Origin of the sequence: Salinivibrio sp. PR5, from assembly GCF_001996085.1 — a bacterium.
Lineage (GTDB): Bacteria > Pseudomonadota > Gammaproteobacteria > Enterobacterales > Vibrionaceae > Salinivibrio > Salinivibrio proteolyticus.
In genome coordinates this window covers 1-15570 of record NZ_MUFK01000016.1, presented here as the reverse complement: position 1 = coordinate 15570, position 15570 = coordinate 1, and the positions used below count along the sequence as shown (strand labels likewise).

Below are 15570 nucleotides of genomic sequence, written 5' to 3'. Positions count from 1 at the left end.
ATTTTCTCACGCTTTATGACATTAGATACTTACCACGTCGACAAAGAATTAAGTTGGCTATCTTTTAACGAACGCGTCCTCCAAGAAGCCGCCGATAAGAGCGTCCCCATTATCGAACGTGTTCGTTTTTTGGGGATTTTCTCCTCCAACCTTGATGAGTTTTATCAAGTGCGTTTCGCGGACGTTAAACGCCGTATCATCATTGACGAAGAGCGTGGGGTCGACAGTCATGCCAAAGAACTTTTAAGTAAAATTCAAGCGAAAGTCGTCAAACTAAACCAAGATTTCGACCATCTCTACAACGATATCTTGCTAGAGATGGCACGCCGCAATATCTTTCTCGTTAACGAACGTCAGCTCACCGATAACCAATCCCAATGGCTAAAGCGCTATTTTCGTAGCAATATTCTGCCCTACATTACGCCTATTATGCTGACCAAAGACGTCGATGTATTGAGCTTTCTGAAAGATGCCTACTCGTACCTCGCCGTACAGCTTAAAAAAGAAGGGGAAGAGCCCAAGTATGCGTTGATTGAGATCCCAACAGATGATCTTGACCGTTTTATTAAAGTCCCTGAGCCCAAGGGTAAACGACAGCGCAAAACCATCATCTTGCTCGACAACATCATTCGACTATGTCTTGACCAAATTTTCAGCGGCTTCTTCGACTACGACACGGTCGATGCCTATGCCATGAAAATGACCCGAGATGCAGAGTACGATCTTACTAATGAGGTAGAGCACAGCCTGCTCGAGAACATGTCGGAAAGCTTGGACCAACGCCTCACCGCTCTCCCGGTGCGCTTTGTCTACCAACGGGATATGCCGCCGGAAATGGTGAGTAAACTCATCCAAGTGCTGAAAATTTCTGATTATGACAGCGTCCTACCCGGTGCGCGTTATCATAACTTTCGTGACTTTATCGGCTTTCCTAACGTCGGGCGAAAATATCTGGAAAACCCACCACTGCCGCCATTCGAATCGGCCGATTTTCAACTACATAACAATGCTTTCGATGCCATTCGTGAGCGCGACATCCTGCTTTACTATCCGTATCACACCTTCCGCCATATGACGGAGCTGGTTCGTCAGGCTTCTTTTGATCCGTCCGTGCGCAGCATTCGCATTAACGTATACCGAGTGGCAAAGAACTCGCGGATCATTAACTCTATGATTGATGCGGCCAATAACGGCAAGCGCGTGACCGTGGTGGTCGAGCTACAAGCCCGTTTTGATGAAGAAGCCAATATCGAATGGTCGCGCGTGCTCACCGATGCGGGCGTCAAGGTCGTGTTTGGTACTCCAGGGCTTAAAATTCACTCCAAGCTTTGCCTGATCTCACGGCGAGAAAATGGCGAATTACGTGATTATGGCCACATTGGCACCGGTAACTTCCACGAAAAAACGGCCCGTATTTATACCGACTTTGCACTCTTTACCGCCGATCAGCAGATCACGTCTGAAATTCGTAAGGTCTTCGAGTTTATCGAAAACCCTTATCGTCCGGTCAAGTTCAATCATTTGATCGTGTCACCACGTAACTCTCGACGCCGCATTCAAAAGCTGATTGAGCGCGAAATCGAACACGCGAAAGCCAAGCGTAAGGCCGGGATCACCTTAAAAGTGAATAATCTGGTCGATAAAAGCCTGGTCAATCTACTTTACCGGGCCAGCAGCGAAGGGGTGAAAATTCGCATGATTGTACGCGGCATGTGCTCTTTAGTGCCGGGCGTGAAAGGCGTGAGTCAAAATATCAAGGCGATCAGTATCGTCGATAGGTTTTTAGAACACCCGCGTGTATTTGCGTTTGAAAATGGTGGGGAGCGTGATGTCTATATCTCTTCCGCCGACTGGATGACCCGCAATATCGATAACCGTATCGAAGTCGGTGCGCCCATCCGCGATCCGCGTTTAAAAGAACGTATCATGGACATCCTTGAGATCCAATTTTCCGATCGGACCAAGGCGCGTATCATCGACAAGGAGATGTCGAATACCTATGTTAAACGAGGGAACAAGAAAAAAATTCGCTCGCAAATCGAAACTTACGATTTCCTCAAGCAGTTAGAGAGACAGGAACTCAAACACGCGGAAAAGTTGCAGCATGACACACCCCAAAGCAAGTAATGATAAGCCGAGAGAGATTGCGGCCGTCGATCTTGGCTCTAATAGCTTTCATATGGTGGTTGCCCGCGTGGTCGGGCAAGGCCTACAAATTATCAGTCGTCACAAGCAGCGGGTGCGATTAGCCGCAGGATTGGATAAAAAGCAGCGCCTAAGCGACGAGGCCATTCAACGTGGTGTCGACTGTTTAACCATGTTTGCCGAACGCCTTAATGGCATTGAGATAGACAACGTACGGATCGCGGCAACACACACATTACGCCAAGCCAAAAATGCACACGAATTTATTGAACGGGCGAATCAAGTCTTCCCTTATCCGATTGAAATTATTGCGGGTGAAGAAGAAGCACGCCTGATTTATCTGGGGGTCTCTCACACCCAGCAAAATCTGGGTCGCCGTTTAGTCATTGATATCGGTGGAGGCTCAACCGAGCTGGTGATTGGTGAAGACTTTCAGCCCCTGCTCGTTAATAGCAAACGCATGGGGTGTGTCAGCTATAACGAACGCTTTTTCCCACAAGGCGCGCTGAGTGAAAAGCAGTTTCTTGCGGCCCAAACGGCCACCCAACAAAAGCTGGAAAGTCTGGCGAGTCAATACCGCAAAGCGGGATGGCAAGTCGCGTTAGGCGCATCGGGCACCATTAAAGCCATTCGCGAGGTGGTGATTGGGTTGGGCGATGAGGATGGCATTATCACGCGCAAGCGCTTGGATAATGTGATTGAAAAGCTATTAAAGTTCAAACACAGTGACAGCATCAATTTACCGGGATTGACCGAAGACAGGCAGCCGGTCTTTGCCGCTGGGGTGGCGATTTTATCCGGTGTTCTCGACGCGCTCAAAATTGATGAATTGCGCTTCTCAGATGGTGCTCTGCGTGAAGGCTTGCTGTATGAGATGGAAGAGCGTTTCCAACGCACCGACATTCGTGGACGCACCACAGATGATATGGCCGCACGCTACAATGTCGACCTTGCCCATGCACGGCGGGTGCAACAGACAGCCGCCCACTTCTACGCACAAGCCGAGCCCGAACAAGGCAGTAAAAAAGCGGAATTGGCTGGATTACTCAATTGGGCCGCTTTATTGCACGAAGTGGGGTTAAGCATTGGTTATCCGGGCTATCACAAACATTCGGCGTATATTCTCAGCAATACTAACCTGCCCGGTTTTAACCAAGAGCAACAAACCGTCTTGGCAACCCTTGCGCGCTTTCATCGTAAAGCGTTAAAGCTGGGAGAAATGCCAAAATTCACCTTGTTTAAACCCAAACTGATCGAAACGCTCATCTGCGCACTGCGGCTCGCCTGTGTGTTGCACTCACAGCGCAATGACGAAGCTCTCCCCGAGATTACGGTGACTATCGATAAAAACGGCGGTTGGCAGCTGCAGTTTCCCAAAGGCTGGCTGGGTGATAATCGCTTACTTGCGGCCGACCTGACCGCAGAGCAAGACTACTGGCAAGCGGCGGGTTGGTCGCTTTGTTTTAGCGACTAATCCAATCCAAGTGCGTGGCGCTGCGCATGCACCACTTGCGCCGGGAGGGGAATATACCCTTCTCGGCTTACTTCCTTTTGCCCTTGAGCAGAGAGGATATATCCCATAAACGCCGCCTCAAGAGGAGCTAGCGGCGCGTTGGGTGCTTTATTGATATAGAGATATAAATACCGTGTCAGTGGGTACTCACCGTCGCGAATTGACTGCTGAGTCGGCAGAACAGCAGGCTTACCGGGATGACCGACGGCGAGCATTTTCGCCCCCGACGCTTGGTGACCCATCCCAGCGTATCCAATCGCATTTAATGAGGAGGCCACAGATTGCACCACAGATGCCGACCCCGGTTGCTCGTTGACATTGGCGCGAAAGTCGCCTCGACACAATGCCGCTTGTTTAAAGTAGCCATAGGTGCCGGATACCGAGTTACGCCCAAATAATTGTAGATCGCGATGTTGCCAACGCCCCGTAAGCCCTAACTGTCCCCAGCGAGTAATAGACTCACTCGCCCCACACCAGAGCGTTCGCGAAAAGATAGCATCCAGCTGATTGAAGCTAATTCTCTGTAGTGGGTTATCTTGGTGGACATAAACCGCCATGGCATCAATCGCCACCGGCACAGCGGTGGGTGGATAACCGAATCGCGCTTGGAACGCATTTTCTTCACTGACCCGCATCGGACGGCTCATTGGGCCAAGTTGTGCTGTACCTTCCACCAGCGCGGGGGCCGCCGAGGCAGAGCCGGGGGTTTGCAGCTGAACATTTACCCCCGGGTACAAACGCTTAAACCCGTCGGACCACGCCGCCATCATGTTGCCTAAAGTATCGGAACCTACGGAATTTAAGTTCCCCGAAACGCCGCTGATACGCTGATATTCAGGCAGCATTGGCTGGGTCGTATGGCTATGGGCCAGTGCAGTCCAAAGCAGGCTGACACAGAGTATGCCCCACCTTAACATGCCAATCGCTCCGGTAACGTAAATGCAAAGGTACTACCCATCCCTACCTCACTTTGGATCTCGAGCTCCGCATCATGATGGCTAAGGGCGTGTTTGACGATTGCCAAACCCAGACCGCTGCCACCTGTTTCACGAGAGCGCGCCTTATCGACACGATAAAAGCGTTCAGTCAAGCGATCGAGGTGTTGCGGAGGAATGCCTTCGCCGCTATCCGTGACTTCTAAACGCGGACCTTTGTCGGTGCGATACCATTTGACGGAAATCGCCGCCTGAGCTGGGGTATGCTTCACCGCGTTATAGACTAAATTGGAAATCGCGCTGCGGAGTTGGTCGTCATTGCCTTTTACTTTTAGGCTCTTATCAACATCAAACGTCAGCACATGCTCACGATCACCACTCAAGGTTTGCGCCTCTTTTTGCAACACATCCAGCATGGCTGGCACATCAACATCGTGATCTAATTCTGGTTTTGCGGCCGCCTCAATTTTGGATAACGTCAGGAGCTGCTCAACCAGTGATTCCATGCGCGATAGCTGTTCAGTCATAACACCATGCGCTTTCGGCCACATCGGCCCTATCACCATGTCAGGATCTTCTGTCATCTCGAGATAACCGCGCAACACCGTCATTGGCGTACGCAGTTCATGTGAGACATTGGCGAAGAAGTTGCGTCGCATTCCTTCCAGCTGTTTGAGTTGGGTGATATCACGTACCACCATCAAGAACTCTCCCTCGGCATAGGGCATGGTACGAAATTCTAAGGTGCGCGCACTGTTGATGTGGGAGCGCATTTCTAACGGTATATCGTAATTTGCCTCGGCGATGTAGCTGACAAACTCGGGCGCGCGAATAAGATTACTGATATGTTGGCCATTATCATCTGGCATTCTCAAGCCAAGGAGTTCTTGTGCCAGCTTGTTACACCACACAATCGAGCCATCACTTTCAAAGACTACCACCGCATCGGGCAAGGATTCGGCCCCGTTGCGGAAACGACGGATCAGGTTTGCTAACTCTTTGCGACGGCGACGATTACGTTTTTGAAGCCGATAAATGCCATTAAACAATGGCTCCCAGGAGCCTGTGCCTGAAGGCGGGGTCAGGCTTTTATCTTTCCATAGCCAGTCGGACAGTTTGATTTGTTGATGCAGATGCCAAAGCAACATGGCAACCGTTGCACCCAATAGTAACCAAGGCAGGCCACCGAACAGCCAGCCAATAATAAACCAAGGCAAATAAAAAAAAGCCAGCTCCCAAGCTAGCTTCTTCCAAGACAGTCGTTCGACCATTTACTCTCCATCCACCCCAACCTATGTGGAGCGCTTTCTATCTTTTTAGTTACGTGTCGAGAAACGATATCCTGCGCCACGTACGGTTTGCACTAACTTATCATGACCGCCCGCTTCAAGCGCTTTGCGCAAACGCCGGATATGTACATCAACGGTACGATCTTCAACATACACATTGGTACCCCAAACGTTATTCAACAGCTGCTCACGGCTGTAGACACGCTCTTGATGCGTCATAAAAAAGTGCAACATCTTAAATTCGGTTGGCCCCATATCGAGCGGCTCATCATTGGCCGTCACACGGTGCGAGACAGGGTCTAACTTGAGGCCTTGTACATCAATCACATCGTCCAGTGTGGTCGGTGATACGCGACGCATCACCGCTTTTAAGCGTGCCATGAGCTCTTTCGGTGAGAAAGGTTTGGTAATGTAATCATCCGCGCCAACTTCTAGGCCTCGGACTTTATCTTCCTCTTCCCCACGCGCGGTCAGCATCACTACAGGAATTTGTCGGGTCAATTCATCGCGCTTAAGGTGCTTGATCAAGTTAATCCCCGATCCGCCCGGTAACATCCAATCCATGAGGATCATTTCCGGATAAGGCTCGCAAATTTGCGCCAGCGCTGAGTCGTAGTCTTCGGCCTCTACCGTTTGGTAGCCTTTTTGCTCCAGCACAAAGCACAGCATCTCTCGGATCGGCGCTTCGTCCTCAACAACTAGAATCCTTCTAACCATGATAATTACCTAGTGTTATCATTTAACTGGCGCCATTATGTGGATTTATTATGACATTTTTGTGACCCAGCGCGAGCAAATTCCCCGCACTTTGTGCATGCTGTGACCTAGCCAACACCTTGCTGTGTGACCAACACGCGACTTGCACCTCCGCCCTGACTGTCTACGCGAACTTGGGCACCAATCCGCTCGACTAAAGTACTCACATGAGAGATCACACCAATTTGGCGTCCATCCGCTTGAAGGGTATCGAGACACGACAGTGCCATCTCAAGGCTGTCGGGGTCCAAGGTGCCAAAGCCTTCATCGATAAACAGCGATCCTAACTGACGGGTATCTGCCGCTAATGAGGCGAGCGCCAGTGCCAGCGATAAAGAAACCAAGAAACTCTCTCCTCCAGAGAGGGATTCCACGCTGCGCACTTCATCTCCCATATCATGATCCACCACCTGCAATGCTAACAAACTGTCGGGTACGGTTTGCAGCGCGTAGCGAGGGGAGAGCGAAGCAAGGTGCTCGTTGGCAATCTCCACCAGCTGGGCGAGTGTGAGTGATTGGGCAAGGTTACGAAATTTGGCACCGCTGGCCGAGCCAATTAAGTCAGCCAGTTTTAGCCATTGTTCCGTTTTACTACGTTGGGTATCGATTTTGTCGGTTAAACTCCCCGCTTGCTGACGTGCCTGCTCGGCTTGCGTCAGCCGATGACGAATATCGAACACACGCTGTTCAGCCTGCTCTTGCGCGTGTTGCCACTCGGCTTGCTGCGTCTCCAAGACTGTCTCGTCATCTGTCAGCGCTTGCTCATCAAACCACGCTTTGGCGGTCGCAATGGCCTGATGACAATGATTTAGCTGCTGTTCACGTTCTTCAAAGCGTGTTTTCGCTTCCTGATAGCGCGCCTCAATCTGGTTTAAAGCTTGGCGTTCATCCGCCCGCCAAGCCTCGCTCAATGACAAATGCGCCATCAAAGTATACTGACTCATTCCCAGCGCAGGTTGCCACTGGATCCAACGCCTAACGGCGGTACGATAGTGCTGATTAGCATCTTGCCGTTGCTGCTGTAAGGTTTGCTGGCGGGCTTGTAAGCCGGCGCGTTGCTCACTGGCTTGCGTATACGCCTTTTCCGCCTCAGCTCGACGCTGGCGCTGCGCGTCTATGCGTGACTTGTACTCAGTTTCTAAGCTCGCAAGATCCTGATCCCCCACCAGCGCCTGTCGCGCCGCCATACGCTGCTGATGTTGTTGCGCCAAGTTCACCAACTGCGTCTGACGTGACTGAATGGCATCCGATAAGCTCTGACACTGCTGTGTGAGCGTGGCAAGCTCGGTGTCGGTACGCTGCTTTTCTGCCGCCATCCCCTCACGCTCCGCTTGCAAAGCGCGGTATTGCTGGATTTTTTGCTCCATTTGGCGAATGTAACGCGCGGATCCCACTTGTTGTAAGCTCGCCTGCCATTGGCCTTTGCCTAGCTGTTTATCGAGTGCTTCGCAGCGACTATCACGCTGAGCTTGTTGCTGGTGCCATTGTTCGTCGATGGCGGTAAGTCGTGTTTCACATTCGGTTAGCGCTTGGTCTAAGTGATGACGACGGGCAACAAGCTGCTCTCGAGCTTGTTGCAACTCACTGAGTGCCGCATCAATCTGCTGAATATGGGCAAGCTGTTGCTGACGTTCGGTCATGGCTTGATAACAAGCCACATAGTCCGCTTGCGTCTGTTGGGCTCGAGCTTCAATATCGATGAGTACATCGCGCAGTGGCGTCTGACTGTCGATGTCACTATCCAATTCAGCAATGGCGACACGTAGCCCTTTTTCGTACTGATCACGCTCCGCTTGCCACACTTGCCCTTGCTCACGCAACTCAGCACATGCATGTTCACTTTGTTGATGTTGCTTTTGCCAGTAGTAGTATTCTGCCTGGCTTTGATTGAGTGTCGCTTGCAGCTCAGCAAGGCGCGATTGCTGCTGATCAATCAAACTTTCTACAACGGGCGCATGGTGTAAGTAAGGATGCTCAGTCGCCCCACAAAGCGGGCAAGGGTCTCCCTCGTTAAGCGCTTGACGCAAGTCTTCCAACTCCATCACGGCCATCGCTTGCTGCAAACTGTGGCGTGCTTCGTCAACCTGTGCTTGTTGGCGCGTTACCGTTTCTTTCAAACGCGCTAGGTGGGTTTGGCTATCGCGGAAAATGGCATCAAACTTTTCGAATTCCGTCTGATTATGGCGGCAGCGTTCGTCCCAGTATTGCCAGTTATGCGCCTCATTTAAGACCGCCTCTTGTAAACGGCGGGTAGACTGTAATTGGCTGTAGCGCGCTTGATCGGTCTCTTGCTCCGCAATCAAACGCTCAGGTTCCGCAGCCGCGCGTTTTGTTTTTAACTGGTCACTGCTGGCATCCACTTGCGCAATATCCTGCTCAAGCTTATCGCGCTGAGGACGCCATTGCTGGGCTTGCTGCTGTCGCTGTCTGTGCTCATCACTCAGTGCGGCTAGCGCATCTTGGCAATCTAGAAATTGCTTGAGGTTGTCAAACACCGGCTGATAGTGCTCAGCCGCGTGACCGAAATCGCCAAACGCTGCCAGTTGCTCAGCAATGATCGTTTCACGATGCACCAAATGCTGTGCATGGGCACGGGTTTGTTCAAGGGTCTGTTGCGCTTGACGCCATTTTTGCTGTTCTTCATTGAGGGTAATGTTTTGCTCACGCATTTGCTCATCAAGACTGGCTAATTGGGTCTCAATTTGCTGAGCCTCACGCACCTTCGGCTCCATATCAGCCCACGCTTGCTCGGCGTCGGTCAATGCGCGATTGGCTTCTCGCCAACGATCCGCTTGTCGCTCATAGTCGGCTGCAACAGCCTGTTCATCACGGGCTAACGCAGCAAGATCTTCCCCCAAAGATAGGGACTGCCACTGGTGACGCTGCAGCGCATTGAGATCCTCTCGCGCCGCTTGGGCACGTTCAATCTGCGCCAATGTCTCCCGACGTGCTTCCACACCCGCTTTTTCTTGTTCCGCCTCATCCAGTGCCACTTGCGCGTCATCAAGTGCTTGTTGCGCCTGCGCTAAGTGGGTGTGTTGCTGGCGATAGTCGTTCAGCATTTTGAGCTGGTGTTGATGATGCTTGACCGTCTGTTGGCATTGGGCTTGCTCATCCACCAATTGCTGCTCTTCATCTTCGCTCAGTAGCTGAATGTCACCGAGCTGTTGCATGAGCTGATCCAGTGCTTGTTTTTCATCACGGGCACGCTCATGGGCCATTTGGGATAAACGGCTGTAAATTTCGGTACCAGTCATCCGCTCCAGCAGTGCTGCGCGATCATCTGCTGACGCTTTCAAAAAAGCCGCGAAATCTCCTTGAGGGAGCATCACCGCTCGACGGAACTGTTCATAGCTAAGCCCGACCAGACGCTCAATTTCACTGAGCACTTCCTGTTTCTTTCCTGCAAAACGTTGGCCGGTGGTGAGGTTTTCGAGCCAATGCTCACTGGCTTGGATCCGACCGTCGGCTTTTCCTCGCGCGCGACGTACCGACCAATGGGCACGCCAGCGACTGCCGTCATGGGCAAAGAAGTCGACTTCTGCGTACCCTTCACCTTTTCCTCGCGACAAAATACTGCGCACATCGTTGGCTTTGACTCGGGTTGCAGGATCGCCGAGACCAATATCTGCATCGTTCTTTTTGTTGGCTTGAAAGCGCGGGATTTTGTCGTATAACGCAAGACAGATAGCATCTAACAACGTGGATTTACCGGCGCCCGTTTTGCCAGTGATCGCAAACAAACCGCTATCACCCAAAGGGCCCTTCGAAAAGTCCAACTCAAACGGGTGTTGAATACTGGCCAGGTTCTCGCCACGTAATGCCAGAATTTTCATCGTTTATTGGTCCTCATCCTGTTCCAGTTGTTCAAGCAAATGTGAAAAAGTCGCTGCGATAGCCGGATCCGGCTCACCTTGATATTTTTGCTGCCAGCCGTGTCGGAAAACTTGAAACGGCTCAACATCAGACAAGCGCTGCTCACGAAATTGGCGCTCGTGGGTGCGGTCACGATAGTGCGGCGTTATTTTCGCCAAACGGATAGGCTGTCCCTCTAGCGCCACGAGGATCTTCTCACGCAACATCGGTTGCGGGGCATCCAATAGAACAGGCACCTCCAATAACGGCTGCATATCCAGCGATAGTGGGGAAAGGGTCATCGCCTGCAGCGCTTCTATCACTTCATCAAGCGGAGCAGGCTTGTCAGGCACACGCAATAGGTCGACCCGTCGCGGCACTTCAAGAGAGCGAATATCGGCAAGCTGCTCCCCCTCTAACGTGACAGCGAGCACTTGATGACGATAGTGTCGCTCTGACAGAGACAGCGGGATCGGCGAACCACAATAGCGAATTCGGTCTTGCTTCGCGACCCGCTGGGCAAGGTGCAAATGTCCCAGTGCCACATAGGCAACATACTTGGCAAAAATATCAGCCGGCAGCGCATGCTGGTTGCCGCCGAGAATGCGTCGCTCAGACATTTCTGATAGCTGCCCACTCGCCATATAAACATGCCCCATCGCAATCAGCGCTTGGCTCCCCGTGCATTTGGCGCGCGCCGCTTGTTCAGTTTGCTGATAAATCTGTCGCACCCCTTCGATGAGACGATCATCGTCTTCCCCCAATCCTTCCGTGCGTAAATCACTGCTACGTAAGAAAGGTACAGCCATCACCCAAGCGGCGGTTTGCCCCTCTTTGTCCGTCACTGGCACCATCATACGCTCGGTATCTAAACTGCCATCGCTGTGCCGTGAGATAGCACCAATTAAGTGTAAATCAAAGGCTTTGAGTAGCTCGTGTGGCGCATCGAGTTTGCTAGGTGAGTCATGGTTCCCACCGGTAATAATCACATTCAGTTGGGGCAACGCCTTCGCGACATCCGCTAAGAAGCGGTATAGCATACGCCAAGCGCTCGCAGGCGGATTGGCACTATCGAAGATGTCTCCGGCAACCAACAAGGCATCCGCCTCTTCATCTATCAATTGCTGCTGTAGCCAATCAAGAAACGCCTGGTGCTCTTGCTGACGATCATAGCCATGCAATTGGTGGCCAAGATGCCAATCTGAGGTATGAATGATTTTTAACACTGCTGGGGTTATCCGTTGGTTGAAAAAAGACGAGGTCATAGACACTCGCCAATGTCGCGAGCCGGGTAAAATTCTACGCTAATTGCAGCGACATTCGAGGATGAATGCAATACCATGTTGGCTTTCTCACAACTGGATGGATAAAGCCTCGCCATGATTTGGTTTAAGAACTTACTCGTCTACCGCCTCACCCGCGACATTCCTCTCGATCCCGAACAGCTCGAAAGCCAACTCAAAGAGTTCGACTTTACCCCTTGCGGCAGCCAGGACATGCAGAAGTTTGGCTGGGATAAAGCATTGGGTAAGCACGGCGACATGCTGACCCATGTCAGCGGTGGCAATATTTTGATCCGGGCACGCAAAGAAGAAAAGCTGCTCCCTGCCTCGGTGATCAAAGATGCGCTAGAAGAAAAAGTTGATGCCATGGAGCAAGCCCAAGGCCAACGTTTGAAAAAACGTGAGAAAGACAGCCTAAAAGATGATGTTGTCATGGAGTTGCTCCCGCGCGCTTTTACCCGCCAAAGCCAAATGTGCGCCCTTCTCATGCCGGCAAAAGGGCTGGTTCTGGTCGATGCGGCCAGTATTAAGAAAGCCGAAGAGCTACTTGCCTTACTCCGTAAATCTATCGGCAGCTTACCGGTTGTGCCCGTCGAAACCCAAACACCGGTGGAACACGCTATGACAGAATGGGTTAAACAAGGCAGCGCGCCTCAGGGCTTCCACCTTGGTGATGAGGCTGAACTCAAAGCATTACTTGAAGAAGGTGGGGTGATTAAATGCAAACAGCAAGATCTCACCAGTGAAGAAATTCACGCTCACCTCGATGCCGACAAACAAGTCACCAAACTCGCCATGGACTGGCAAGAACAAATCCATTTTGTGTTGGGCGATGATCTCAGCCTTAAGCGCCTGAAGTTTTCAGAAGAGTTACGCGATCAAAACGCGGATATCGACCGCGAAGATATCGCAGCCCGACTGGATGCTGACTTGTCGTTGATGTGCGGTGAGCTCGATGTATTACTTGATGGATTATTCACGACCCTCGGCGGTTTACAAACCGATTAATCACCCGAGTGAGCCTTTGTATACTGATGCAACTGGCTTAATCCACACAAAGACTAGGTAATTCCTGCTGGTAGTGTGGGCACTGTCACAGTAAAATAGCGCCCACACTCACCTTCACGATGAAGGTGCCTGACTTACACTCAGACTTTAGCTAGGAATTATGTTTACTCCAGAACTACTCTCACCCGCCGGTAGCCTTAAAAACATGCGCTACGCATTCGCCTATGGGGCTGATGCCGTTTACGCCGGACAACCGCGTTACAGCTTACGTGTGCGCAATAACGAATTTAACCACGAGAACTTGAAAATCGGGATCGATGAAGCCCACGCACAGGGCAAAAAGTTCTATGTGGTCTGTAACATTCAACCGCACAACGCCAAGCTGAAAACCTTTATCCGCGATTTGCAACCTATCATCGATATGGGTCCTGATGCACTGATCATGTCAGATCCAGGCCTTATCATGATGGTGCGTGAGCATTTCCCCGATATGGCAATTCACTTGTCGGTACAAGCCAACGCGGTGAACTGGGCGACGGTGAAGTTCTGGTATTCGCAAGGCGTTGAACGCGTCATCCTTTCACGTGAGCTGTCGCTTGAAGAAATCGAAGAGATCCGCAAACAATGCCCAGAGATGGAGCTTGAAGTATTTGTGCACGGCGCTCTGTGTATGGCTTACTCGGGTCGTTGTCTGCTCTCCGGCTACATCAACAAGCGCGACCCTAACCAAGGCACCTGCACCAATGCGTGCCGCTGGGACTATAAGGTTCACGAAGCCAAAGAAGACGATGCCGGCCAAGTGGTACAAGTACAGGAAGTCACACCAACATTGGGTGAAGGCCAGCCTGTCGACGATGTCGTTTTGCTTGAAGAAGGCCGTCGCCCCGGTGAATTAATGGCCGCTTATGAAGATGAGCACGGCACTTACATTATGAACTCAAAAGACCTCCGTGCCATTCAGCACGTTGAACGCTTGACCCATATGGGCGTTCACTCGCTGAAAATCGAAGGTCGGACGAAGTCCTTCTACTACTGTGCTCGAACAGCCCAAGTTTATCGTCAGGCGATTGATGATGCTGTCGCCGGTAAGCCTTTCGATGAAAGCCTCATGAGCACACTGGAAAACCTCGCGCACCGCGGTTATACCGAAGGCTTCTTACGTCGCCATACACACGATAGCTACCAAAACTATGATTACGGCTATTCGGTCTCTGACCAACAGCAATTTGTTGGTGAATTTACCGGTAAACGCCGTGGCGATTTAGCGGAAGTTGCCGTGAAGAACAAGTTTGTTTTAGGTGATAGCCTTGAGCTCATGACGCCGAAGGGTAACGTCCACTTCACTCTTGAAGTCATGGAAAACCGCAAATCAGAGTCTATCGACGACGCCAAAGGCAATGGCCACTTTGTGTTTATCCCTGTGCCAGAAGATATGGACTTGGAATATGCACTACTGATGCGTAACCTACAATCAGGTCAAGATACGCGTAATCCATCAGGAAAATAGTATGGCATTACTCATCACGGATAAATGCATAAACTGCGATATGTGTGAGCCCGAGTGTCCCAACGGGGCCATCTCGATGGGGTCCGAGATCTTTGAGATCGAGCCAGATTTATGCACCGAGTGTAAAGGTCACTACGAAAAGCCAACGTGCCAGTCAGTCTGCCCGATCTCAAAATGCATTATCACCGATCCCGATAATGTCGAGACTGAGGATCAGCTCCTAGAAAAATTTGTGGTCATCCAAGGGATGGCCTAAACCATTCAAAGCGCCGCAAGGCGCTTTTTTTATATCTGTATCACCCAAAATAGTAAACTAATGCTACGTGCTTTACAGTCATGCATGACAGCCCAGAGTAACGAAGGTACATTGAGACACTCAGGCTCACACATATCGCAGTTTATGCATTCATAAAGTCATTACTAAGCAAGCGTTAGTAAAAACGTATAGTGAGGAAAGAGAGTGTAGCACTCCACGCCGTGCACTTCTCAAACATGAATAAGCTCTTGATTTAGGGACGCCTTAAACGAAAAAACCCCAGCTTTTCAGCTAGGGTTTCTAAAGTAGTGGCGGAGGGCCGGGGTTGCGGACAACGGGCAGGCCATCCTGCGGGACTCAACGCGCACTGCAAGTGCCGCGACCAAGACGTCTGGCTCAGGGGAGCTTAAATGCAAAAAACCCCAGCTTCTCAGCTAGGGTTCCTAAGTAGTGGCGGAGGGCCGGGGTTGCGGGCAACCGGGACTCATTCGCCCGCAGGGCGAACCTGGCCAATAACAAAAAACTCTACTAAAATTAGCAGGGTTTCTAAGTAGTGGCGGAGTGGACGGGACTCGAACCCGCGACCCCCGGCGTGACAGGCCGGTATTCTAACCAACTGAACTACCACTCCGCACCAATTCTGTCTCATCAAAGTCTTACGCATATCCGCTTCGATGCTTAAATTTTTGCTAACTAAAGCCCAACATTAAGCTCTAATTAGATTATCTTGTTTTATGCGATGAGGATGTTGAATCGAGACGCGCAGTGTATGCCAATACATGAGCATCGCAGATATCAACAGCATCGAGCTATCAATAAGATAAGCAATGAGAGCCTGGCGATGTCCTACTCTCACATGGGGAGACCCCACACTACCATCGGCGCTGCTTCGTTTCACTACTGAGTTCGGCATGGAATCAGGTGGGTCCAAAGCGCTATGGTCGCCAAGCAAAATTTTGTTTTGTCTTCACTTTTTTAAAAAGTGAAAACCATCAACCTAGAAAGCTGTTCGTTCTCGCCACA

10 protein-coding genes, 1 tRNA gene and 1 rRNA gene are annotated in these 15570 nt (G+C 51.1%); 5 read left to right on the top strand and 7 right to left on the bottom strand.

Annotation, left to right across the window (positions count from 1 at the left end; all coding sequences use genetic code 11):
- Positions 1–15 precede the first annotated feature (15 nt).
- Positions 16–2127, top strand: a complete 2112-nt coding sequence (gene ppk1 / locus BZG82_RS07875; protein WP_077478893.1) for a polyphosphate kinase 1 — start codon at positions 16–18, stop codon at positions 2125–2127.
- Complete coding sequence (gene ppx, locus BZG82_RS07870; protein ID WP_077765545.1) at positions 2105–3619, top strand: exopolyphosphatase; 1515 nt, start codon at positions 2105–2107, stop codon at positions 3617–3619. Before ppk1 ends, ppx begins: the two co-directional genes overlap by 23 nt.
- Here the strand turns inward: ppx and BZG82_RS07865 are convergent.
- The 5 genes from BZG82_RS07865 to BZG82_RS07845 form a co-directional block, all read right to left on the bottom strand.
- Positions 3616–4575, bottom strand: coding sequence for a PstS family phosphate ABC transporter substrate-binding protein (locus BZG82_RS07865; RefSeq protein WP_077765544.1), 960 nt, complete (start codon positions 4573–4575; stop codon positions 3616–3618). The two genes, ppx and BZG82_RS07865, sit on opposite strands and share 4 nt — an antisense overlap.
- Positions 4569–5864 (bottom strand): phosphate regulon sensor histidine kinase PhoR, encoded by a 1296-nt coding sequence (gene phoR / locus BZG82_RS07860; RefSeq protein WP_077481289.1) that lies wholly within the window; start codon positions 5862–5864, stop codon positions 4569–4571. The genes BZG82_RS07865 and phoR overlap by 7 nt, the downstream gene beginning before the upstream one ends.
- Positions 5865–5909: 45 nt before the next feature.
- Positions 5910–6599, bottom strand: a complete 690-nt coding sequence (gene phoB, locus BZG82_RS07855) for a phosphate regulon transcriptional regulator PhoB (protein ID WP_069590589.1) — start codon at positions 6597–6599, stop codon at positions 5910–5912.
- Positions 6600–6706: 107 nt separating this feature from the next.
- Entirely contained in the window at positions 6707–10474 is a 3768-nt protein-coding gene (locus BZG82_RS07850; RefSeq protein ID WP_077765543.1) for an AAA family ATPase, read from the bottom strand.
- A 3-nt stretch (positions 10475–10477) separates the two neighbouring features.
- Entirely contained in the window at positions 10478–11758 is a 1281-nt protein-coding gene (locus tag BZG82_RS07845) for an exonuclease SbcCD subunit D C-terminal domain-containing protein (RefSeq protein ID WP_077765542.1), read from the bottom strand.
- A 117-nt stretch (positions 11759–11875) separates the two neighbouring features.
- Here BZG82_RS07845 and rdgC point away from each other — a divergent pair, with 117 nt between their 5' ends.
- From rdgC to BZG82_RS07830, 3 genes are all read left to right on the top strand, one after another.
- Complete coding sequence (gene rdgC / locus BZG82_RS07840) at positions 11876–12784, top strand: recombination-associated protein RdgC (RefSeq protein ID WP_198536719.1); 909 nt, start codon at positions 11876–11878, stop codon at positions 12782–12784.
- Positions 12785–12944: 160 nt separating this feature from the next.
- Positions 12945–14291: a prephenate-dependent tRNA uridine(34) hydroxylase TrhP gene (gene trhP, locus BZG82_RS07835; RefSeq protein WP_077765541.1), complete on the top strand. Its 1347-nt coding sequence runs from the start codon at positions 12945–12947 to the stop codon at positions 14289–14291.
- Between the two features lies 1 nt (position 14292).
- Complete coding sequence (locus BZG82_RS07830) at positions 14293–14547, top strand: YfhL family 4Fe-4S dicluster ferredoxin (RefSeq protein ID WP_069363281.1); 255 nt, start codon at positions 14293–14295, stop codon at positions 14545–14547.
- A gap of 554 nt (positions 14548–15101) precedes the next feature.
- Here BZG82_RS07830 and BZG82_RS07825 read toward each other — a convergent pair.
- Both BZG82_RS07825 and rrf read right to left on the bottom strand, forming a co-directional pair.
- Positions 15102–15178: transfer RNA gene (locus BZG82_RS07825), tRNA-Asp, on the bottom strand.
- A 202-nt stretch (positions 15179–15380) separates the two neighbouring features.
- Positions 15381–15496: ribosomal RNA gene (gene rrf, locus BZG82_RS07820) — 5S ribosomal RNA — on the bottom strand.
- Positions 15497–15570 lie beyond the last annotated feature (74 nt).